Here is a 21,553-nt window from a genome sequence, read left to right as displayed (position 1 = left end):
TTACGCGTCTGTTATTGTGCTGGTGATTGTTCAGCACTCACGGTCAGGCGCGCAACCTGGTTAGTTCTGATAAAGCGGCTCAGATCGACAGGTTTACCCTGGTATTCAATCTGTACTGCGGCCGGTGCACCAATTTTCAGTTTGTAAGGTGCCTGACCGCTCAGGTTCAGGTTACCACCTTTACGCTGCAGGCCGCTGAACAGTTTCTTACCGGTAGCGTCGGTGACTTCCAGCCAGCAGTCGGCGGAGAAGTTCATCACCAGCGCGTTGCCATCAGCAACCGGGGCAGTTGTCTGAGCCGAGTCAGTTGGCAGTGCGCCCGGCGTAGCGGTCTGTGGTGCAGGAGTTGTGGTTTGCGCTACGGTACCGTCGACGTTAGCCTGAGACGGTGCCACAACGGCGTTATTCTGTGCTGTCGCTGCTGGTGCGGTAGTCGCAGATGGTGCGGCATCCGTTGGTGCGGCGGTCGCGGTATCTGGTGCTGTTGCGGAATCAGCGGTTGTTGGAGCCTGGTTAGCATCCGCGCCAGTGTTCAGCGGGATATCCTGCGCGTCGCTGCCGTTCGCTTTCAGCTCAACGGAGGACTGATCGGCCATGGTGGTGATCTCTTCCTGCTGCGCTTTGTGGTTCTGCCACCACCAGGCGACGGTTAAACCGACCACCACGAACAGCACGAGCCAGGTAAAGCTCATCAGCCAGCCATCGCGTTTTTTGCGACGTTTACCCAAGGAGAAGGTCTGCATCGGTGCGACTTTCGCCGCGCGTACCGGCGCTTGCTTTTCCATCATCGGCAGCAGCTCTTCCTCGGGGATATGCACGAGGCGAGCGTAGGAACGGATATAACCACGCAAGAATGTTGAAGCGAGTTCAGCAGGCGCCTTATCTTCTTCAATATCACGAACGGTGGAAACCTTCAGGCACAAGCGTTCTGCAACGGCTTGCTGGCTGAGTCCGAGTTGTTCACGGGCATTACGCAAACGGACACCCGTGGTCTGTGCTTCTTGTTGGTCGTGGTTGGTTTCAGTATTCATTCGCTACAACTGCTGATTCGTGAAATTTAAGGTTCTGATGCGGAATCTTGCCCGCACCGCGAAACATCCGGTCGTGTGTTCGAACTGACAGACTGGCTGTCGGGTGTACCCTATCCAAAACAGCGTCAAAGGCAGTATTCACGCTGTAATTGCAACGCTACATACTGCCTCAATACTTGTCGAAACGCACCGTAATTATTAACCAGATCAGTACGTTTCGCCTAATCCTTAAGCACTTGACTCTACGTGCGCCCTTTCAGGCGCTCGTCACGCTGAATTACAGCGCTTTTACTTCGATGGTTTCACCCTGCATACGCTTACGCATTGTACGCTTGGTACGGTCGATAACATCACCGGCCAACTGACCGCAGGCGGCATCAATGTCATCTCCGCGAGTTTTACGCACGATAGTGGTAAAACCGTAGCCCATCAACACTTTACAGAAACGGTCGATACGGCTGTTAGAGCTGCGACCATACGGCGCACCCGGGAACGGGTTCCACGGAATGAGGTTGATCTTGCACGGCGTATCTTTCAGCAGTGCAGCCAGCTCATGCGCATGCTCGGTACCGTCGTTGACGTGGTCAAGCATCACGTATTCGATGGTCACGCGGCCCTGATTGGCGTTGGACTTCGAAATGTAGCCACGAACGGATTCCAGGAACGTCGCGATATTGTACTTTTTGTTGATAGGTACAATTTCGTCACGGATGGTGTCGTTCGGTGCGTGCAGGGAAATAGCCAGCGCCACGTCAATCATGTCGCCCAGTTTGTCCAGCGCAGGCACAACGCCTGAGGTAGACAGGGTAACGCGACGTTTAGAGAGACCAAAACCGAAATCGTCCAGCATGATTTCCATTGCTGGAACCACGTTGGTCAGGTTCAGCAGGGGTTCCCCCATGCCCATCATCACCACGTTGGTGATAGGACGTACGCCGGTCGCTTTGACGGCACCGACGATTTTCGCCGCGCGCCAGACCTGGCCGATAATTTCCGATACCCGCAGGTTACGGTTAAAGCCCTGCTGAGCCGTAGAGCAGAATTTACACTCTAATGCACAACCGACCTGTGAAGAGACGCACAGGGTGGCGCGATCGTCTTCTGGAATATAAACGGTTTCAACGCGCTGATCGCCAACGGCAATCGCCCATTTGATGGTGCCGTCAGATGAACGCTGCTCTTCCACCACTTCCGGGGCGCGAATTTCAGCAACTTCTTTGAGCTTGCCGCGCAGGACTTTGTTGATGTCAGTCATTTCATCAAAGTCGTCGCAGCAGTAGTGGTACATCCACTTCATCACCTGGTCGGCGCGGAAGGGTTTTTCGCCTAAGTCTTTAAAAAACTCGCGCATCTGCGGACGGCTAAGATCCAGCAGGTTAATTTTTCCATCTTTGTTGGGAACCGCCGGGATGGCGCTCTCAGGCGTGACAATTTGTTCAGACATTTTCTATTCCGGCCTCGTTGTTACACGTTATGGCCCCTGGAGGGTTGATAAAAAGAAGCGCCCCAGGAAAGCGGTCTGCTATTCCGGGGGCGCTGCATTGTACAAATTCTGGCGCACGGATGCCACGTCTGCACGCGGCATTCGCTAAATAAAGTGTAAACGTGCCCTTAGCGGGTACGTGGGCACACTTCGCCTTCTGCGAAGAAGAAAGCGATTTCGCGTGCGGCGGATTCTACGGAGTCAGAACCGTGGGTGCCGTTTTCGGTGAAGCTGTCCGCGTAGTCAGCACGCAGCGTGCCAGCCAGCGCGTTGTCTGGGTTGGTTGCGCCCAGCAGGTCACGGTGACGCTGAACGGCGTTTTCACCTTCCAGTACGGAAACCACGATTGGGCCGGAGGTCATGAACTCAACCAGACCGTCGAAGAATGGACGACCATCGTGCTCAGCGTAGAAGCCACGAGCCTGCTCAACGGTCAGGTGCAGCATTTTGGTGCCAACAATCTTAAACCCTGCTGATTCAAAGCGAGAGAAGATGCTGCCAATAACGTTTTTTGCCACCGCGTTTGGTTTGATGATGGAAAAAGTACGTTCAATAGCCATGATTACCTCTAATTTTATGTTGTCGTGCATACAGCAGTTGTATGACCTGGCGCGGATTATAAAGACCGGATGCGTCGTTGCCTATGGATGAAGGTAACATTTTTTTAAAATAAAACACTTTTAAGCAACACATTTTGTAACACGCTCGGTTTGGTTATTGCGCGCCGGTTTTGCCCGATGGCGCTACGCTTATCGGGCCTACGGGTCGATGCCATATTGTAGGCCGGGTAAGCGCAGCACCAACCGGCAACGTCACTCACTGTAGCGTAAAATTCACCACCGACGTCTGCCCTGCTTCATCCATCACCACCAGTTGATAAGCCGCCGGGTCTGTCAGCGTTAACGTCAGACTATCGCCTGCACTCGCCTGCGGTTCACCGTTGAGGAACCACCAGCGTCGCCCTTCCCCACCGCTTGCCTGCAGCACGACTTTTGCGCTCGGCTCACCGGGCAAACGTCGAATCACCGCATCTTCACGAATACCGGAAAGCATCAGCGGGGCGGCATTCTGCAATTGGCGCGGCGGGCAACTCGTCGAAACCGGCGGCAGTCGCGCGGCGCGGCGCTCTCCGGCGGGCAGCCACGGCTCCAGCGGCAGCGGCCAGACGTCGAGCGTGATTTCACGGGCGTCAGGACAATCCGCCGCGACGCGCTTACCTTCAGCGTCCAGCCACAGCGGGAAACGAATTCCCTGCATCCCTTCTTGCTCCGGCAGCAGCAGCGTCGGCGGCAGGCTGTTATCCAGCACCCAGGTGGACAGCCGTCGGCGGCAGTTACTATCTCCAGCCGGCAAGGGTTGCCCACCTGGCCAGCAAATCTCCGCCGAGCTTACCGATGCAGGGCGCTGGTCGCGGCCTTCCTGCTGGCGCGTAGTGCTGGCCAGCAGCAGGTTACTCACCTGATTGAGCAGCGGAATCGCGCTGGCAAAACCAAACTGCCCGGCTACCGGCGTGCCGTCCGGTCTGCCCGTCCAGATACCAATGCTATAGCGAGCGTTTACGCCAATGGCCCACGCATCGCGATAGCCATAGCTGGTACCGGTTTTCCATGCCAGCGGCACGACCTGCGGTAATGAGGCATCGGGCACCGGCTGGGCTTCTCCGGCAAGAATGCGGCGAATAATCCACGCCGCCCCCGCAGAGAGCAAGGGGCGCTCTACCAACGGATCGCTGGCCAGCAGGCGCAGTTTGCCCACTTTGCCATGACGGGCGAAGGCGCTATAGGCGGCGGTAATATCCGCAAGCCTTGCCCCCGAGCCACCAAGAATCAGCGACAAGTTTGGCTCCGCCCCCGCAGGCAAAATCAACGGCAGCCCGGCATTACGCAAACGAGCAGCGAACTGCTTAGGCCCGTAGGCATCCAGCACCTGCACCGCCGGAAGATTCAATGAACGCACCAGCGCATCGCTCATGCTTACCGGGCCGTGAAAACCGCTGTCAAAATTGCCGGGTCGGTAGTCACCTACTCGCCGTGGCACATCCTGCAACAGCGAAGCCGGATGGATCAACGCGCTGTCGAGCGCCATGCCGTACAAAAACGGTTTCAGCACCGAGCCCGGCGAGCGAACCGCCGTCACCATATCGACATGACCAAACCGGCTGTCATCGGAGATATCCACTGAGCCCACCCAGCCGCGTACTTTCATGTCTCGATTATCCACCACCACTATCGCGAGCGAACTACGCGGCGGCAGGCGCGATTTCCAGTTCAGAGCCATCTCTTCAAGCTGGCGCTGTAACCCGGCATTCAGAGTCGTGACCACTTTCTCATCCCGACTGCGAGCCAGCATATGACGTGAAAAGAGCGGTGCAAGCTGCGGCATTTGCCGTGGAAACAGCCAGACCGGCTCCTCTTTCGCCTCTTTCACCACCTCGGCCGACCAGACCTTTTGCACCAGCATGCGGTCCAGCACTTTATTACGCGCCGCCTGAGCGCGAGCGGGCCAGCGGTCCGGGCGCAGGCGGCTCGGTGCCTGCGGCAACACCGCCAGCAGTGCAGCATCGGCGTAGCTCAGCTGGGCGGGAGGCTTACCCAGATAGGCCCAGCTTGCCGCGCCAATACCCTGTAGCGTGCCGCCAAACGGGGCACGATTGAGGTAAAGAGTAAGGATGTCTCGTTTAGAGAGGTGCCACTCCAGCTGCATCGCGCGCCAGAGCTGGCGAAATTTTCCGCCGAAGGTTCGCGGGTGTGGGTCGAGCAAGCGCGCTACCTGCATGGTCAGGGTGCTGCCGCCGGACACTACGCGCCCCGAAGTCACATCCTGCCAGGCCGCACGCGCAATAGATAACGGATTCACGCCGGGATGATCCCAGAACCAGCGGTCTTCATACTGAATGAGAGCATCAAGATAGCGCGGCGACACCTCTTCGATAGTCACCGGATAGCGCCAGATCCCCTGCGCATCGGCAAAACGCCACAGCGGGCTGCCGTCCTCCGCCACTACTACCCGAGCGGGGGTGACCTCATGGAGCGGCAACGGCCAGAGTTTATCAGCCAGCACAACGACAGCGCACAACAACACGACCGCCCCGGCTAGCCATCGCCAGACGGGGCGTTTAATCCAGGCAAGACGCATCCTACGGCACAACGATTAGCATATCGTCCGCTGCCCCAACGGCGCGCCAGCCCGGAACATACATAGACTCAACCTGAGACGGCGGCACGCGGTAGGTGCCCGGCATCACCGCACGAGCGAGGTAGATAAGCGTCACCGGTTGATTGGCGCTCACCGAAACCGCCGCCACAAAGCGATCGTCGCGGAATTCCATATGCTGGATATCCGCCTGCTGCATCTGGTTTAGCCACTCCTGCACCTCAGCGCCGTTGTCCTGTAGATTGGCGCTGCTGTTCGCCAGGTTCTGGTTTTCTAACTCCAGACCCGCCGGCAGCATATCAACAACCAGGGCATCCGGTACGTTCTGGCTGGCGTTAACGTCCAGCTTCACCAGTACCAGTTCACCGCTGCGCAATGATGAGAGCGATTTACGCTGCCCGTCGGTGCCGTAGAACTGCCGCTCGATATGCAGCACGTTGCTTGACGCCGCAGGCGCATTCTCCGGATACCCTGTGCTATCAAGGCGCAGCCACAGCGGCTGTTCACCCTTGTTCGTCACCGTCAAGGTAGAAAGCTGGTCACCGTCGAGATTTCGCGTCAGGGCTTTCTCCCCTTGCAGCGGCTGGCTTTCAAACGAGGTTTGCGCCTGCCAGTTGCCCGGCAGGTCCAGTACACCTTTCGCCGCCAGGAACAGCGCATTGTTCTCCTGGGTCGACAGCCAGCGCTCGCTGAACGCCTGCTCGGAGAGCGTTTGCAGCAGCGTGTTTTGCGCGTCAGGCAGGAGCTTGTTCTCTTCCAGCAGCGATAGCATCAGCGCGTTATCGCGAAGCGCACTGCCGTAATCCGCCAGCCAGCGCCGCTGATCCTCACGTTTGGTGGTGAGCGAAAGCTGGATAGCCTGTTCGCTGCGCGGTGCATCCCCCATCGCTTTCAGCGCAATACCTAGCTGCATTAGCGGCAGGCCGGAACCCGCCTGAGCACGACGCTCCCACAGTTCACGCAGCGCGCCAAGCGGCGCTTTTTGCTGCCGTGCCAGCACCAGACCTGCATAGGCCTGAATCGCGAAGCGGCTTGCCGCGTTATCGTCGGTATAACGTACGTTCATCAGCCCCGGCTCCTGCAAATAGCGCAGCATACGGTTATTGCCTTTGTTAATCGCCTCTGCCGGTACGCTATAGCCCTGCTCACCCGCGCGCACCAGGAAGTCCATCGCGTAGGCGGTCAGCCAGTACTCTTCCGGGCCGTCTTTATCCCACAGCGCGAAGCCGCCGTTATCTTTCTGCATTTGCAGCAGACGCGAAATCCCGATATCCACCGCCGCGCGACGTTTGTCGTCGCTATCACCGACAATGCCCAACGTTTTAAGCTGCGCGGCGTTGGTATAAAGCTGCGGGAAGAGGCCGCTGGCGGTCTGCTCCAGGCAGCCGTACGGATAGGCCTTCAGTTCGCGAATATAGCGGGCCAGATTCAGCGGTGGTTTACCGCTTAACAGCAGCTGCCCCTGTAGCGTAGCCGGTGAGAAGTTCAGGTGCTGGTTTTCCGGAACGTTCCAGCTTTCACCCGGTTGTAGCACCGCGCCGCTATTGACGGTTTGTGCCGGATAGGCCGGACGCACGCCGATTTTCCACTGTTTGTGGAAGTCGGCCAGAGTTTCACCCGGTAGCGTCATCCCCGTCACCGTGACATTGACTTCACCATCACCGTAGCCTTCGCCAGCGCTAACTGGGACAAAAAGCGTATGGCGTACACCAGGCTCCAGCGTAACCGGCTCCGGCTGTGCGCCTTTCAGCTGTAGCAGGCCGCTGGCCGCTAATTGAACGTTGAGCGTCTGCGGTTTGTCCGTCAGGTTGGTTACGTCCAGCGTCAGTCGCGCGCTGTCACCACCGGCCATAAAGCGCGGCGTATTCAGCTCAACCACCACCGGCGCGGCGACTACCACTTTAGACTCAGCGCTGCCAAAATCTTCCGCCGTCCAGGCCTGCGCCATCACGCGAAGCTCGCCGTTAAAATCACCAATCGGCATCGTAATGGTGCCTTCGCCGTTTTCATCAAGCGTGACGGGCTGTGCCTGCTGGGCAATAATCGTGACGTGGTTAACCGGCGGTTTACCGCCGCGGTTAAGTTCATCACCATCGCCGCCAAAGCGCAGGCTCGCCAATCGCCCCTGGCCTTCAATCACCTGCCCGTAGATGTCATAGATATCCGCGCCGTAACGTTTCTGGCCGAAGAACGCCTGCCACGGGTCGGGGGTGGTGTAGTCGGTAATGTTCAGCACGCCGCTATCCACGGCGGAAAGCAGCACGTTCACCTGCTTCGGCGTATCGCCCTCTTTGCGGTTCACCTTCACCTTGACGGTCAGCGGCTGGTTTGGCCGCATTTTTTGCGGACTTTCAAGCGTCACACCCAGCCGACGCTGTTCATCGCCAAGCGGTAGATGCAGCACGCCCACCGCCCGTTTCGGCGTGGCGGAGCGGGATTTATCACCCGGGCGCACCACCAGCGCACTGAGGTAAAGATCGTGACGGTTCCAGCTCTTATCCACCGGAATGGAAAGATCCAGCCCTTCCGCCGGAACGTTGATTTCTTGCCACCACAGCGGGCCGTCGCTGGACTCCACCATGGCATAGCCTTTCCCCGCCGCCGGGGCCGCGACGTGCAGTTTAATGGTATCGCCAGGTCGGTAGTTCGGTTTGTCCAGCTTCAGGGTGACGCTGTCCGGACGCGCCGCACCGCTGCCGTCGCTGTTGTCCTGCCAGCTATAACCGGCCCAGAAGCGCACGCTGGTCACCGCGTCGTCAGGCGCTTTAACCTCTAACCGATAAGCGCCCCACTCTACCGGGAAGCTGACCTTGCCGGTTTCATCGGCTTTCAGGCTCAGCGATTCTTCGCCCTCGACCAGATCTTTTTGATCAAAACGGGACTGCCAGCCGTCGCTTTCCGACCAGTTCCAGTAGTAGTCGCGGCGTTCGCGGATTAGCCGAACCTGAAGGTCAGAAACGGCCTTTTTTTCACCCTGCGCATTGGTGTAAACGATATCAAACGACGCCTGGCTGTTTTCATCGACGATCGGTTGATTCACCGTGGTGTCGGTGCGGTAGTCATAGACCGCCTTGCTGGCGAACTGCGGACGAATACCCGGCAGTTCAGGCGCGGGCCAGATGGCCTGAGTGGCACGACGGGTTACCGGGCGACCGCCGGACTCCAGCAAACTTGCCTGCAGGATGACCTGCAGCGGCGAGTGCGTTTCCTGCCACTGGCTGGCGGTGGTGACCTCACCACGACCTTTGCCGTCCAGCGTCAGGTTCATTTCATCGAGGCTGCGGGAGGTATTTTCTTCAGCAATATCACCAAACTGGAAACCCGGTAGCGTGGCCACGGCCTCGCGTAGCGGACGTAAAAAGAGCTTACCCTGCAGGCTGTTACCGCTGGCTGGCGCGCCGTAAAGATAGTAACCCACCACGTCAAACTTCACGTCGTCACCCGGTGCTAGCGGTGTGGACTGCGGCGTCAGGTTCAGCGCCATGCGTTCGGGCATAAAATCTTCAACGTGGAAATCCCACTCGCGCAGTTGGTTATCGCCAGTGTTAGCGCGAATATGCCACATGCCGGTTGCCGCGCTAGCGTCCAGCGGGTAGGTAAACTGATACAGGCCGTTGACCGGCTGGCTCACCACGCTACGAATGACTTGCCCGTCCGGTTTCACCACCTCCAGCTTCACCGGCTGTTCTGGCAGCGGCTTGCCGTCACCGTCGCGCAGCAAACCGTTGAGGATCACCGTTTCACCGGGACGATAAAGATCTCGAGGGCCAAACATAAAGAACTGTTTGCTGTAGCCCGGGTCCCCCGCAATATCGAACTCGGCCAGATCCAGCGCCGGAAGTTTCAGGTCGAGTAAAGTGGTTTGCCCCTCTTTTCGTGCCAGCAGCAGCGCGGCGTCTTTATCGGTTTTGAGGGTGGCATGGCCCTGGCTATCGCTGTTGGCCTGAGCCAGCGTTTGCCCTTTGTCGTTAAGCAGCGTCAGCTCAACCGCCGACTGGGCAGCGCCGTTCTCGAGGCTCTGAGTGAAGACATCCAGCTGATTGTGGTAGCGGTGCAGCGATACGCCAACATCGCTTAAGGTAAAGAGCGTAGCGGCATTGCTGTAGCTGTATTGTCCGGCCGGATTCATCACCGCAATATAAACGCCAGACTGCTGCAGCGGCGCGATATCTTTCAGCGGCAGCAGCAATTTCTCCCGCGTGTTGCGCGCCGGGTTCAGGTCAAAACGTCCGGTATAGACGAGGTCCGCCATTTTCAGCAGTTCATCAGATTCCCAATTGCTGAGCGAACTGCGGTACTCCCACTGGCTGACAAACGCCGCCAGCGACTCCGGCTTCACGCGGAAGAAGTTAACGTCGACGTGTGGCACGTTGAGCACCATCACCGGCAGCCCTTCAACCACTTTACCGGGCAGCAGAGAGCCACGGCTGGCAAAACCAACGCTTGGCGCAATATCTCGGGTGGTCAGCGTTTTTTCAACGCTGGTACCGAAGGTCGCTTTATTCAGCGCCGCCAGTTCAGGGTCGACGGTCACAATAAGGTCGCGCTTAGGCTCAAGATGGCGTAGGCGCAACTCTTTCAGGTTGGGTGCTAGCTCCCAGGCGCCGTCAACCTTGCCGCTTTTCTTATCCACAACGTGGACGGTTTTGCTGAAATCCTGATCGGGGTTAAGCGCAATAGAGAAGGTCAACACCAGCGTGGCGGCACCATCGAGCTGCACTTCAGAGGCATCAAGTAGCGTAAGCGCTTTACCCTGGCTTTGTTGAGCCAGCTTTTCCAACTGTGCAGCATCTGGTTTGGCGGGCGCGGCTTTCTGCGATGCGGAAGCGGCGGGTTTGGCATCCGGCGCTTTCTTGCTATCGTCACATCCGACAAGAAGCGTGGCGGTCAGCATAGCAAGCACGGCTAAACGGAACGGTTTCATCCTTAGAACCTCTGACGTTAAGTCTCTATTTCGTTAATTGACATAGTATTATGCGCAAACGTGACTTTTACCAATAGAACGGTCATTTCCGGACATCCTTTTCAGATTCCCTATCGCCTCAATCACAACCAGGGCGTAGTTAACTTGTCAGCCTAAGGGAAAACGTCGACAATTCCTTTACGTTTGCAAATGGAGGCACCTCATGACCACCTCTTTCTTTGTCGCCGCCGATTGGCTGGCTGAGCACATTAACGACCCGGCAGTTCAAATCATTGATGCCCGGATGGCACCTCCAGGGCAGGAGCACCGGGATATGGCGGGCGAATACCGCGCGGGTCATCTGCCTGGCGCGCTGTTCTTTGATATCGAAGCGCTTTCCGACCATACCACTTCATTGCCGCACATGATGCCGCGTCCTGAAGCCTTCGCTGTTGCCATGCGCGAACTGGGCGTCAACAGCGATAAGCATCTGGTGGTCTATGACGAAGGTAACCTGTTCTCCGCGCCGCGCGCGTGGTGGATGCTGAAAACCTTCGGCGTGGAAAACGTTTCTATTCTGGCAGGCGGCCTCGCGGGTTGGCAGCGCGATGAACTGCTGCTCGAAAAAGGCGATGTTGATGCCGGTGAAGGCGAATTTGAGGTTAAGTTTAACGCCGAGGCCGTTGTACGTCTGACCGATGTGCTGCTGGCAAGCCATGAGCGCTCGGTGCAGATTGTCGATGCACGTCCAGCCGGTCGTTTTAATGCTGAAGTGGATGAACCGCGTCCCGGTCTGCGCCGCGGCCATATTCCCGGTGCGCTGAACGTGCCATGGAACGAGCTTACCTTTAACGGTGAACTGAAAACCACGGACGAGCTGGAAGCGATTTTTGCCCGTCAGGGCGTTGATCTTAGCCAGCCGATTATCACCAGCTGTGGTTCCGGCGTGACGGCGGCGGTAGTGCTGCTGGCGCTGAAAACGCTGGATGCAAAAGAGGTGGTGCTGTATGACGGCGCCTGGAGCGAATGGGGCGCGCGCGACGATTTGCCGATTGAGCCTCAGGTGTAAAGCCATCCCGGGGTCGGCGTAAACGCCTCGCCCGGGCTACAATGGTAGGCCGGATAACGCGTTTACGCCGCCATCCGGCCTGGTTTCAAATGATTCGGTTCTGCTTAAAATCACGCAGGAAGCTGCCCCAGCGTTTTTCATAGAACGGCGTGATATGGGCGAGCATAAAGTGGCTGATGCCCTTCTCGCCTTCTACTACCTGACAGATATCAATCGGCTCGTCACCCGGTAGAGTGTCGGTCGCCACGCTGCCAGCGGCGTGAATAATCTCTTCGATATCCCCTTCCGCTTCAATACCGATCAGCAGATTCGGCTGCTCGTCCGCACGCTCTTTAATGGAACAGATAAACGCACGTTTCACCGTTTTCAGGGTTTTAAACAGCGTAGTCAGCGACTCCACCATCTGAGCCGGTGGCTCTGCCACTTCAGAGAGCAGCAGCGCGCTGCCGCCTTCGAGCACTTCCTGCGTGCTGAGCGGATTACCCTCTTCGCCGATCAGGTGACTGATTTCACGCGGAGTAAACTCTTTGCCGGTCGGCAGCTTTGCGTTCAGGAACAGCGTCTCACCGAGGGTCATTTCAAACAACGTACGTACCGGCATGACCACGAAGGCCTGCTCGGTAGTCACCGCCTCTTTCAGAGCTTCCAGCGAGGTGAAAAACGGGATGACGGAGGTGCCATCGTCTTTTTCCCAGTGTTGTAATTCTAAGGCGCTGTCGTCAACAACCTGCTGGTCGTCAGCCGCGCTGCCGGGAACCCAGACGGTGGATTCCAGCAAGGTGCGGAAAAAGGCCGGACGATGAGCGGGTTCGGTCGCCGCTTGTTCCAGCAGCGTTTCGAGTTCGTTTTTGCTTTCAGACATAAGGCCACAAATTCAATGGTTACTGTAGGGCGGGCAAGCGAAGCGCCCCCGCCAGTATTTTGCCGGATGGCGCTACGCTTATCCGGCCTACGCGGTCAACAGATTCGCGATAGTCCGCACGCCCAGCCCGGTTGCACCCGCCGACCACTGCTCAACGGCCGCTTTACGGTAGGTGGCGGAACAGTCGATGTGCAGCCAACCTTCGTGATAGTTCTCTACGAAGTGGGACAGGAAGCCCGCCGCGGTGCTTGCGCCCGCCGGGTAGGCCGCGCTGCCGGTGTTGTTCAGCTCAGCAAAGTTAGACGGCAGCTGGTTGCGGTGGAACTCCGCCAGCGGCAGACGCCAGAAGGCTTCATTTTCCGCACTGGCGCTCGCCAGCAGGCGGTTAGCCAGCTTGTCGTCAAAGCTGAACAGCGCGTGGTAATCGTTGCCCAGCGCGGTTTTGGCCGCCCCGGTCAGGGTTGCCGCATCGATGATAAGCTCAGGCTTCTGCGCGCTAGCGTCAATCAGGCCGTCGGCCAGCACCAGGCGACCTTCCGCATCCGTGTTCATCACTTCCACATTTTTACCGTTACGGTAGTGGATGATATCGCCAAGCTTGAAGGCATTACCGCTGATCAGGTTGTCCGCGCAGCACAGGTACAGTTTTACGCGCTTGTTCAGGCCACGAGTAATCGCCAGCGCCAGCGCGCCGGTCACCGTCGCCGCACCGCCCATGTCGGACTTCATGGAGTCCATGAACGCACTCTGTTTGATGCTGTAGCCGCCGGAGTCGAAGGTAATCCCTTTACCGACCAGGCAAGCGTAAACCGGTGCTTCTTTATCGCCCGTTGGGTTGTAGTCCAGCGCCAGCAGCACCGGTGGACGTTCGGAACCACGACCCACGGTGTGCAGGCCAGCGTAACCCTGCTCACGCAGATCTTCGCCTTTGGTGATGCGATAAGAGACGTTGTCGCACGCCACACCGCACAGCAGGTCAACCGCACGCTGCGCCAGCTGTTCCGGCCCCAGTTCTTCCGCCGGGGCGTTGATAGTGTCGCGAACCCAATCAATGTAGATAAGACGGTTGTCCAGTTCCTGGCGCTGTGCGTCGTCCAGTTCAGGCCATTCAACCTGACGGGTGCCTTTTGGCCCTTTGTAGCCCGCCCAGAAAGCCCACGCCAGATCAACATTCCAGCCTTCGCCAGCCAGCGCAACATGCTTGATGCCCATGCCGTCGATCTTACGCGCCGCGCGCTGGATAAGACCCGCATCGTCGCGGCCGGTCAGGTGCAGGACAATACCTTCATCATTAATGCTATAGGCCGCTTTTTCACCCCAGCGCGCATCGGCTGGCTGAGTAGAAAGGGTAATTTTCATGGCTTCTGTCATTTTTTTATCCTTATTAGCAAACGGGCCGCCGAATGGCAGCCCGTTATGTGACTTAGTCTGCTTCATCCAACCAGACTAGCAGAATTGCCTCAAGAACTTTTTCATTTGATGCCTGAGGATCGTCATCAAAATCTTCGAGGTCGCAAATCCACTGGTGCATGTCGGTAAAGCGCACCGTTTTCGGATCGGTATCCGGGTAAGCATCGTATAGCGCTTCGCCGATTTCGCGGCTGTCAGTCCACTTAAGTCCCATACTATCCTCTTAGTGCTCGCGCGCGTGGTTAATTGTGTAACGCGGAATTTCGACCACCAGGTCTTCATCCGTTACGCGGGCCTGGCAGCTCAGGCGGCTATCTGGTTCCAGCCCCCAGGCTTTATCCAGCATATCGTCTTCGTCTTCGGTGCTTTCTGGCAGCGAGTCGAAGCCTTCACGCACGATGCAGTGGCAGGTGGTGCAGGCACAGGATTTTTCGCAGGCGTGTTCAATCTCGATACCGCTACGCAGCGCAGCATCCAGAATAGTTTCACCGGTCTCAGCTTCCACAACGATGCCATCCGGACACAGGTCCTGATGTGGCAAAAAAACAATCTTTGGCATATTAAACCTCGTCCACGGATTGGCCTTTCAGCGCGACACGGACGGATTGGTCCATGCGGCGAGCGGCGAATTCCTGGGTTTGTTTGTCAACGTTTTTAATGGCTTGTTCTATGGCGTCAGTGTCATTGCCCTCGGCAACCGCGCTCAGCACGGCGGCAGCCTCGTCAATTTCCTGACGCTCTGCGGCGCTTAACAGCGCGGCATCAGCGGCCAGCGCGCTGTGCAGGCTTTCCAGCACGCGAGCGGCTTCCACTTTCTGCTCTGCCAGCATACGTGCTTTCACGTCCTGCTCGGCATAGCTCATGGAATCCTGAATCATGGTGGCGATTTCGCCATCGGTCAGACCGTAGGACGGCTTCACCTGAATAGACGACTCAACGCCGGTGGATTTTTCCATGGCGGTGACGCTCAGCAGGCCGTCGGCGTCCACCTGGAAGGTCACGCGAATGTGCGCACCGCCAGCCGGTAGCGCCGGGATACCGCGCAGCGCAAAGCGCGCCAGTGAACGGCAGTCCTGCACCAGTTCGCGTTCGCCCTGCATCACGTGGATGGACATCGCGGTCTGGCCGTCTTTAAAGGTGGTGAACTCCTGCGCTCGTGCCACCGGAATGGTAGTGTTACGCGGGATAACCTTCTCAACCAGGCCACCCATGGTTTCGAGGCCGAGAGAGAGCGGGATCACGTCGAGCAGCAGCATTTCGCTGTCCGGCTTGTTGCCGACCAGAATATCAGCCTGAACAGCGGCGCCAATGGCGACCACTTTATCCGGGTCGATAGCGGTCAGCGGCGTGCGGCCAAAGAATTCACCTACGCGCTCACGAACCAGCGGTACGCGGGTAGAACCACCGACCATGACCACTTCCAGCACCTCTTCGGCTTCCACGCCCGCATCTTTCAGCGCGCGGCGGCAGGCCAGCAGCGTGCGCTTCACCAGCGCGGAAATCAGGTCGTTAAACTGTTCGCGGGTCACTTCACCTTTCCAGCCTGCAACCTCAACGGTCACGCGGTCGGCATCGCTCAGGGCGATTTTGGCGGCGATGGCGGCGTCAAGCAGCTCGCGCTGTACGCGGTTGTCGCTGCGATCGGCAATGCCCGCCTGTTCGCGGATATGGTCGGCCAGCAGGTGGTCGAAGTCGTCGCCGCCCAGCGCGGAATCACCGCCGGTGGCCAGCACCTCAAACACGCCGCGGCTCAGGCGCAGAATAGAGATATCGAAGGTGCCGCCGCCCAAATCGTAGACGGCAATCACCCCTTCCTGACCGGAGTCGAGGCCGTAGGCAATCGCCGCGGCGGTCGGTTCGTTCAGCAGACGCAGCACGTGCAGGCCCGCCAGACGCGCGGCGTCTTTGGTGCCCTGACGCTGTGCATCGTCGAAGTAAGCGGGAACGGTAATCACCACGCCATCAAGCTCGCCTTCAAGCGTTTCGGTGGCACGAGCCGCCAGCGCTTTGAGGATATCGGCCGAGACGCGGATCGGGTTCAGTACACCGGCCTTGGTCACCAGCATCGGCAGGCCGTTTTCGCTTGCCTGGAACTGGTACGGCAGGTGTGGGTAACGCGCCTGGATATCCGCCAGCGAGCGGCCCATCATGCGTTTGACGGAGCTAATGGTGTTGGCAGGATCCAGCGCGGCGTTGGTGCGTGCATCGTAGCCGACCACGTGGCCCTGCTCCTGATAGTGCACAACGGAAGGCAGCAGGTGATGCCCCTGATTGTCGGCCAGCGTTTCTGCCTGACCGCTACGCACGGTAGCCACCAGGGAATTGGTGGTGCCTAAGTCAATACCCACCGCCAGACGACGCTGGTGCGGTGCGGCGCTCAGACCCGGCTCACTAATTTGTAATAAGGCCATGTTAAGCTTCCAGAATCAAAAATCGAGCAGCTTTTCTTCGAGTAATTCAGCGCTGCTTTGGAGTTTATCGAGAAAACGCAGTTTGCGTACGGTATCCGCCGCCGCGTCCCACGTCTGCGAATCAAGTTCGGCCACCATCTGCTGCTGACGTTGGCTGTACATCGATTTGATACGCTTGAGAAGCCCTTCCAGACGGTCAGTGTCTTTCGCCTGTTCAATTTCGTCGAGCTCTTCGCGCAGTTCCAGCTGTTCCATCAGGAACGCGGTGTCGCGCACGGTGTGCTGTTCGGAGGCAAGATCAAAGCCGTGAAGGGAGAGCAGATATTCAGCACGCGTCAGCGGATGACGCAGCGTTTGCCATGCCTGGTTGATGTTCGCAGAACGCTGAACCGCCGCGAGCTGTTCAGCGTCGCTGCCGCTAGCAAAACGGTCAGGGTGGTTCTGACGCTGCAGGTCCTGGAAGCGTGCCGCGAGGGCCTGAGTGTCTACGTGATAATCGGCTGGCAATCCAAAGAGAGTGAAGTAATCCATGACGATCTCAGGGTTAACTATTTAAAACAAACCCCACGCACAGCCGTAAAACTATGGTGGGGTTGGCAGGACTCAAAATCAGACGTTAAAGCTTTCGCCGCAACCGCACTCGTCTTTGACGTTCGGGTTAGTAAATTTAAACCCTTCGTTCAGACCTTCTTTCACGAAGTCGAGCTGCGTGCCGTCAAGAAATTGCAGGCTCTTACCGTCGATGACAACCTTCACGCCTTTGTCTTCGAAAACGGTATCTTCTGCCGCCGGCTCGTCAACAAATTCCAGTACATAGGCCATACCTGAACAACCGGACGTTCTCACGCCAAGACGCAGACCAAACCCTTTACCGCGGTTTGACAAGAAGGTATTGACTCGCGCTGCTGCACTGTCGCTTAAGGTAATCGACATAAAAACCTCAACTCTTAATTATTTTGCTTCACGTTTGCTTTTGTAATCCGCAATGGCGGCTTTAATCGCGTCTTCTGCCAGGATAGAACAGTGAATTTTCACTGGTGGCAGTTCAAGCTCGTCTGCGATATCGGTATTTTTAATGGCCTGTGCTTCGTCCAGGGATTTCCCCTTCACCCACTCGGTCACGAGGGAGCTGGAAGCAATGGCGGAACCGCAGCCGTAGGTCTTGAAACGCGCGTCTTCAATGATACCTTCATTGTTGACTTTAATCTGCAACTTCATCACGTCGCCGCAGGCCGGAGCACCGACCATGCCGCTGCCGACGCTCTCGTCGCTGTTGTCGAAAGAACCTACGTTACGTGGGTTCTCGTAGTGATCGATTACTTTTTCGCTGTAAGCCATGATGAATTCTCCTTATCGGTACCGATTAATGATGCGACCATTCAATGCTGTTCAGATCCACGCCCTGCTTGAACATTTCCCACAGTGGAGAAAGGTCGCGCAGACGGCCAATGGAGTTGCGAACCAGATTGATGGTGTAGTCAATCTCTTCTTCGGTAGTGAAACGACCTAAAGAGAAACGAATGGAGCTATGCGCCAGCTCATCGGTCATGCCCAGTGCGCGCAGCACGTAGGATGGCTCAAGGCTTGCGGAAGTACAGGCAGAACCGGAGGAAACCGCCAGGTCTTTCAGCGCCATAATCAGGGATTCACCTTCAACGTAGTTAAAGCTCACGTTGAGGATGTTTGGAGCGCCCTGCTCAAGATCGCCGTTCAGGTAGACTTCTTCCATATCCTTCACGCCGTTCCACAGGCGGTTACGCAGACCGCGCAGACGGGCCATTTCGGTCTCCATCTCTTCTTTCGCGATACGGTAAGCTTCGCCCATGCCGACGATCTGGTGAACAGGCAGAGTACCGGAACGCATGCCGCGCTCGTGACCGCCGCCGTGCATCTGCGCTTCGATACGGATACGTGGTTTACGACGAACGTACAGCGCGCCGATACCTTTTGGACCGTAGATTTTGTGACCGGAGAAGGACATCAGGTCAACTTTCAGCTGGCTCAGGTCGATAGGCAGTTTGCCCACGCTCTGAGTGGCATCCACGTGATAGATAATGCCGCGCGCACGGCACATTTCGCCGATGGTCGCGATATCCTGCACCACGCCGATTTCGTTGTTCACGTGCATGATGGAGACGAGGATGGTGTCGTCACGCATAGCGGCTTCGAGCTCTTTGAGATCGATAATGCCGTTGCGCTGTGGCGCCAGATAGGTGATTTCGAAACCTTCGCGCTCGAGCTGACGACAGGTGTCCAGCACGGCTTTATGCTCGGTTTTGCTGGTGATGATGTGCTTGCCTTTTTTCTGATAAAAGTTGGCTGCACCTTTAATCGCCAGGTTGTCGGATTCAGTCGCACCGGAGGTGAAGACGATTTCACGCGGGTCTGCACCCACGAGGTCGGCAATCTGGTTACGGGCGATATCTACCGCCTCTTCAGCCTGCCAGCCGAAACGGTGTGAACGAGAGGCCGGGTTACCAAAGGTCCCGTCCAGGGTCAGAAACTGCATCATTTTCTCGGCAACACGCGGGTCCACCGGCGTGGTTGCGGAGTAGTCGAGATAAATCGGTAATTTCATTGCTCTTTAACTCCGTACATCACTCAATGCAAGGAGTCAGGCAACCGGCTGGATGTACGACCGTGTTGACGGGACGCTGTCCCGGCCTGACTCTGAAATCTCATTTTTATCTATAACCAGCCCTGCTACGTGCGCCCGATAAGGCACACGGCAGAGCAGGTGGATTATGCACGTAACTTAACGTCGATTGCGTCTTGTACGCGGGTATTGCGGGAGGTGTCGTGCGAATGTTGGCGACCAGACACATCCAGAACTTCCTGGTTATTGACCAGTTCACCGAGGGTGATGTTGTTCAGGAAGCCAGTCAGACGGTCGCTCAGATCGCGCCAGAGTGCGTGGGTCAAACATTTATCGCCGCCCTGGCAACCACCTTTCCCCTGACAGCGGGTTGCGTCAACGGACTCGTCCACTGCGCTAATCACTTCACCCACTGCGATGTGGTTTGCTTCTTTACCCAGCAGATAACCACCGCCAGGTCCGCGTACGCTGGATACTAAGCCATTTTTACGCAGACGGGAGAACAGCTGCTCCAGATAGGAGAGTGAAATTCCCTGACGTTCAGAAATATCAGCCAACGGCACCGGGCCCGCTTCGGAGTTGAGTGCAACGTCCAGCATCGCGGTTACGGCATAACGCCCTTTAGATGTCAGTCTCATGTCTTACTTAACCTCAAACTCGCCCCTGCCCGGGGTTTTTAATAATATTGTGGGTATTGCATAGCAGGGCCAAGTCTGACATTCCTGACTAAAACAGTCAACTATTTACTTGAGTAATTTAGTCAGGTATTTGGCGTTCCGTGCGGTATTGATTTACCGGATGGCGCTTCGCTTATCCGGCCTACGGGCCGCACGATTTGTAGGCCAATAAGCGAAGCGCCATCCGGCATTAACGCGGTTACTTGCCTTTATTCTGCTGCTCGATAGACGCCAGAATCCCACGCAGGATGTTCAGCTCCTGGCTTTCCGGGCGCGCGCGGGTAAACAGACGACGTAAACGGCTCATCACCTGCCCCGGATGGTTTTCACGAATGAAACCGGTAGAGAGCAGCGTCTGCTCCAGGTGACCGTAGAAACGTTCAAGATCGTCCACCAGCGGGTACGGCGTCTCTTCGTGCTCAACCTTCGGTTCATTGCTTTCCTGCGTCGCCAGCCAGGCCATGCGCACTTCATAAGCAATAACCTGCACGGCCATCGCCAGGTTCAGCGAGCTGTATTCCGGGTTAGCGGCAATCGCGACGTGGTAATGACATTTCTGCAGTTCATCGTTGGTCAGGCCAACGCGCTCACGACCGAACACCAGCGCGACCGGCGCATGTTCACCTTCTGAGACGCTTTTCAGACCGCACTCGCGCGGGTCGAGCATCGGCCACGGCAGCGTACGGGAACGCGCGCTGGTGCCAACCACCAGGCTACAACCGGCCAGCGCTTCATCGAGGGTATCGACGATCTGCGCGTTGCCAATGACATCGCTGGCACCGGCGGCCAGAGCGATGGCCTGGGAGTCCGGTTTCACCAGCGGGTTGACCAGCCACAGGTTGGTTAACCCCATGGTTTTCATAGCGCGGGCGACGGAGCCCATATTGCCGGTGTGAGAGGTTTCGACCAGCACGATTCGGATATTTTGCAGCATTGTCATTCTTCGTCTAAAGATTATTCGACCATATTACCATAAACCTGAGACAGAATCCGAATTCGCTGCTATGATATGCGCCGTTTTCCCCGTTCTTTAACATCCAGTGAGAGTAACCTGATGCATCCGATGCTGAACATCGCCGTGCGCGCAGCGCGCAAGGCGGGTAACCTGATTGCCAAAAACTACGAAACACCAGAAGCTGTTGAAGCGAGCCAGAAAGGCAGCAACGATTTCGTGACTAACGTTGATAAAGCCGCTGAAGCGATGATTATCGACACCATTCGCAAATCTTACCCGCAACACACCATCATCACCGAAGAAAGCGGTGAACATGTTGGCGAAGATCTGGATGTTCAATGGGTTATCGATCCACTGGATGGCACCACCAACTTTATCAAACGTCTTCCACACTTCTCCGTTTCCATCGCCGTACGCATCAAAGGCCGTACTGAAGTGGCTGTGGTTTACGATCCAATGCGCAACGAACTGTTCACCGCGACTCGCGGTCAGGGCGCACAGCTTAACGGTTACCGTCTGCGTGGCAGCACTGCCCGCGACCTGGATGGCACCATCATCGCGACCGGTTTCCCGTTCAAAGTGAAACAGCACGCCCCTGCCTACATGAACATCCTCGGCAAAATGTTTACCGAATGCGCGGACTTCCGTCGCTCCGGTTCCGCTGCGCTGGATCTGGCCTACGTTGCCGCTGCGCGTGTTGACGGTTTCTTCGAAATCGGCCTGAAGCCATGGGACTTCGCCGCTGGCGAACTGATCGCTCGTGAGTCTGGTTCCATCGTTTGTGACTTCACCGGTGGCCACAACTACATGATGACCGGCAACATCGTTGCTGGTAACCCACGCATCGTGAAAGCCATGCTGGCGAACATGCGTGACGAGCTGAGCGAAGCGCTGAAGCGCTAAGTCCGGACATTGCGTCATTAAGAAGAAGCCCCGTTGTGGGCTTCTTTTTTTTACCCCTCCCCTGCCCCAGAATTATCGCGCTTCCCGTTACTGCCAAATC

General features: G+C 57.2%; 18 protein-coding genes. 2 read left to right on the top strand and 16 right to left on the bottom strand.

Annotated features, from left to right (window positions below; translation table 11 throughout):
* Nucleotides 1-11: 11 nt before the first annotated feature.
* The 5 genes from rodZ to GKAS_RS00935 form a co-directional block, all read right to left on the bottom strand.
* Nucleotides 12-1,031, bottom strand: coding sequence for a cytoskeleton protein RodZ (gene rodZ / locus GKAS_RS00955; protein ID WP_035891390.1), 1,020 nt, complete (start codon nt 1,029-1,031; stop codon nt 12-14).
* A 277-nt stretch (nt 1,032-1,308) separates the two neighbouring features.
* Complete coding sequence (gene rlmN, locus GKAS_RS00950; protein WP_035891388.1) at nt 1,309-2,475, bottom strand: dual-specificity RNA methyltransferase RlmN; 1,167 nt, start codon at nt 2,473-2,475, stop codon at nt 1,309-1,311.
* A gap of 167 nt (nt 2,476-2,642) precedes the next feature.
* The gene (gene ndk, locus GKAS_RS00945; protein ID WP_035891385.1) at nt 2,643-3,074 is read right to left on the bottom strand and encodes a nucleoside-diphosphate kinase; all 432 of its coding nucleotides are present in this window, start codon (nt 3,072-3,074) and stop codon (nt 2,643-2,645) included.
* A gap of 256 nt (nt 3,075-3,330) precedes the next feature.
* Nucleotides 3,331-5,649, bottom strand: a complete 2,319-nt coding sequence (gene pbpC / locus GKAS_RS00940) for a peptidoglycan glycosyltransferase PbpC (protein ID WP_035891383.1) — start codon at nt 5,647-5,649, stop codon at nt 3,331-3,333.
* Nucleotide 5,650: 1 nt separating this feature from the next.
* Nucleotides 5,651-10,591 (bottom strand): alpha-2-macroglobulin family protein, encoded by a 4,941-nt coding sequence (locus GKAS_RS00935; protein ID WP_035891382.1) that lies wholly within the window; start codon nt 10,589-10,591, stop codon nt 5,651-5,653.
* 202 nt (nt 10,592-10,793) lie between these two features.
* Between GKAS_RS00935 and sseA the strand changes: the two genes are divergently transcribed.
* Nucleotides 10,794-11,639 carry a 3-mercaptopyruvate sulfurtransferase gene (sseA, locus tag GKAS_RS00930; protein ID WP_035891380.1) on the top strand — a complete coding sequence of 282 codons (846 nt, stop codon included), beginning with the start codon at nt 10,794-10,796 and terminating at the stop codon, nt 11,637-11,639.
* A gap of 85 nt (nt 11,640-11,724) precedes the next feature.
* Here the strand turns inward: sseA and sseB are convergent, their stop codons facing one another.
* The 11 genes from sseB to trmJ form a co-directional block, all read right to left on the bottom strand.
* A complete protein-coding gene (gene sseB / locus GKAS_RS00925; RefSeq protein ID WP_035891377.1) occupies nt 11,725-12,501 on the bottom strand; it encodes an enhanced serine sensitivity protein SseB in 777 nt (258 codons plus the stop codon).
* A gap of 87 nt (nt 12,502-12,588) precedes the next feature.
* Complete coding sequence (gene pepB, locus GKAS_RS00920; RefSeq protein WP_035891525.1) at nt 12,589-13,872, bottom strand: aminopeptidase PepB; 1,284 nt, start codon at nt 13,870-13,872, stop codon at nt 12,589-12,591.
* Nucleotides 13,873-13,924: 52 nt separating this feature from the next.
* Nucleotides 13,925-14,125: a Fe-S cluster assembly protein IscX gene (gene iscX, locus GKAS_RS00915; RefSeq protein ID WP_035891375.1), complete on the bottom strand. Its 201-nt coding sequence runs from the start codon at nt 14,123-14,125 to the stop codon at nt 13,925-13,927.
* Nucleotides 14,126-14,134: 9 nt separating this feature from the next.
* On the bottom strand, nt 14,135-14,470 hold the full coding sequence (fdx, locus tag GKAS_RS00910; RefSeq protein WP_035891374.1) for an ISC system 2Fe-2S type ferredoxin: 336 nt from the start codon (nt 14,468-14,470) through the stop codon (nt 14,135-14,137).
* A 1-nt stretch (nt 14,471) separates the two neighbouring features.
* Nucleotides 14,472-16,322, bottom strand: a complete 1,851-nt coding sequence (gene hscA, locus GKAS_RS00905; RefSeq protein WP_035891372.1) for a Fe-S protein assembly chaperone HscA — start codon at nt 16,320-16,322, stop codon at nt 14,472-14,474.
* Nucleotides 16,323-16,337: 15 nt separating this feature from the next.
* Nucleotides 16,338-16,853, bottom strand: a complete 516-nt coding sequence (hscB, locus tag GKAS_RS00900; protein ID WP_035891370.1) for a co-chaperone HscB — start codon at nt 16,851-16,853, stop codon at nt 16,338-16,340.
* Between the two features lie 78 nt (nt 16,854-16,931).
* A complete protein-coding gene (gene iscA / locus GKAS_RS00895; RefSeq protein WP_035891367.1) occupies nt 16,932-17,255 on the bottom strand; it encodes an iron-sulfur cluster assembly protein IscA in 324 nt (107 codons plus the stop codon).
* 18 nt (nt 17,256-17,273) lie between these two features.
* Nucleotides 17,274-17,660, bottom strand: coding sequence for a Fe-S cluster assembly scaffold IscU (gene iscU, locus GKAS_RS00890; RefSeq protein ID WP_005120408.1), 387 nt, complete (start codon nt 17,658-17,660; stop codon nt 17,274-17,276).
* Nucleotides 17,661-17,685: 25 nt separating this feature from the next.
* Nucleotides 17,686-18,900: a cysteine desulfurase gene (gene iscS / locus GKAS_RS00885; RefSeq protein ID WP_035891364.1), complete on the bottom strand. Its 1,215-nt coding sequence runs from the start codon at nt 18,898-18,900 to the stop codon at nt 17,686-17,688.
* Between the two features lie 164 nt (nt 18,901-19,064).
* The gene (gene iscR, locus GKAS_RS00880; protein ID WP_035891361.1) at nt 19,065-19,556 is read right to left on the bottom strand and encodes a Fe-S cluster assembly transcriptional regulator IscR; all 492 of its coding nucleotides are present in this window, start codon (nt 19,554-19,556) and stop codon (nt 19,065-19,067) included.
* Between the two features lie 238 nt (nt 19,557-19,794).
* Nucleotides 19,795-20,529, bottom strand: a complete 735-nt coding sequence (gene trmJ / locus GKAS_RS00875) for a tRNA (cytosine(32)/uridine(32)-2'-O)-methyltransferase TrmJ (protein WP_035891359.1) — start codon at nt 20,527-20,529, stop codon at nt 19,795-19,797.
* Between the two features lie 120 nt (nt 20,530-20,649).
* Between trmJ and suhB the strand changes: the two genes are divergently transcribed.
* Nucleotides 20,650-21,453 (top strand): inositol-1-monophosphatase, encoded by an 804-nt coding sequence (suhB, locus tag GKAS_RS00870; RefSeq protein ID WP_035891358.1) that lies wholly within the window; start codon nt 20,650-20,652, stop codon nt 21,451-21,453.
* The last annotated feature ends 100 nt before the right edge of the window (nt 21,454-21,553 follow it).

It is taken from the genome of Kluyvera ascorbata ATCC 33433, from assembly GCF_000735365.1.
Lineage (GTDB): Bacteria > Pseudomonadota > Gammaproteobacteria > Enterobacterales > Enterobacteriaceae > Kluyvera > Kluyvera ascorbata.
Note: the sequence above shows the minus strand (reverse complement) of the source record. Positions and strands in the feature narration are given on the sequence as shown.

Coding starts and splice junctions, on each gene's coding strand:
- sseA (WP_035891380.1), top strand. CDS start 10,794: ATGACCACCTCTTTCTTTGTCGCCGCCGATTGGCTGGCTGAGCACATT.
- sseB (WP_035891377.1), bottom strand. CDS start 12,501: ATGTCTGAAAGCAAAAACGAACTCGAAACGCTGCTGGAACAAGCGGCG.
- hscB (WP_035891370.1), bottom strand. CDS start 16,853: ATGGATTACTTCACTCTCTTTGGATTGCCAGCCGATTATCACGTAGAC.
- GKAS_RS00935 (WP_035891382.1), bottom strand. CDS start 10,591: ATGAAACCGTTCCGTTTAGCCGTGCTTGCTATGCTGACCGCCACGCTT.
- ndk (WP_035891385.1), bottom strand. CDS start 3,074: ATGGCTATTGAACGTACTTTTTCCATCATCAAACCAAACGCGGTGGCA.
- rodZ (WP_035891390.1), bottom strand. CDS start 1,031: ATGAATACTGAAACCAACCACGACCAACAAGAAGCACAGACCACGGGT.
- trmJ (WP_035891359.1), bottom strand. CDS start 20,529: ATGCTGCAAAATATCCGAATCGTGCTGGTCGAAACCTCTCACACCGGC.
- iscR (WP_035891361.1), bottom strand. CDS start 19,556: ATGAGACTGACATCTAAAGGGCGTTATGCCGTAACCGCGATGCTGGAC.
- pepB (WP_035891525.1), bottom strand. CDS start 13,872: ATGACAGAAGCCATGAAAATTACCCTTTCTACTCAGCCAGCCGATGCG.
- fdx (WP_035891374.1), bottom strand. CDS start 14,470: ATGCCAAAGATTGTTTTTTTGCCACATCAGGACCTGTGTCCGGATGGC.
- suhB (WP_035891358.1), top strand. CDS start 20,650: ATGCATCCGATGCTGAACATCGCCGTGCGCGCAGCGCGCAAGGCGGGT.
- rlmN (WP_035891388.1), bottom strand. CDS start 2,475: ATGTCTGAACAAATTGTCACGCCTGAGAGCGCCATCCCGGCGGTTCCC.
- iscS (WP_035891364.1), bottom strand. CDS start 18,900: ATGAAATTACCGATTTATCTCGACTACTCCGCAACCACGCCGGTGGAC.
- iscU (WP_005120408.1), bottom strand. CDS start 17,660: ATGGCTTACAGCGAAAAAGTAATCGATCACTACGAGAACCCACGTAAC.
- iscA (WP_035891367.1), bottom strand. CDS start 17,255: ATGTCGATTACCTTAAGCGACAGTGCAGCAGCGCGAGTCAATACCTTC.
- hscA (WP_035891372.1), bottom strand. CDS start 16,322: ATGGCCTTATTACAAATTAGTGAGCCGGGTCTGAGCGCCGCACCGCAC.
- pbpC (WP_035891383.1), bottom strand. CDS start 5,649: ATGCGTCTTGCCTGGATTAAACGCCCCGTCTGGCGATGGCTAGCCGGG.
- iscX (WP_035891375.1), bottom strand. CDS start 14,125: ATGGGACTTAAGTGGACTGACAGCCGCGAAATCGGCGAAGCGCTATAC.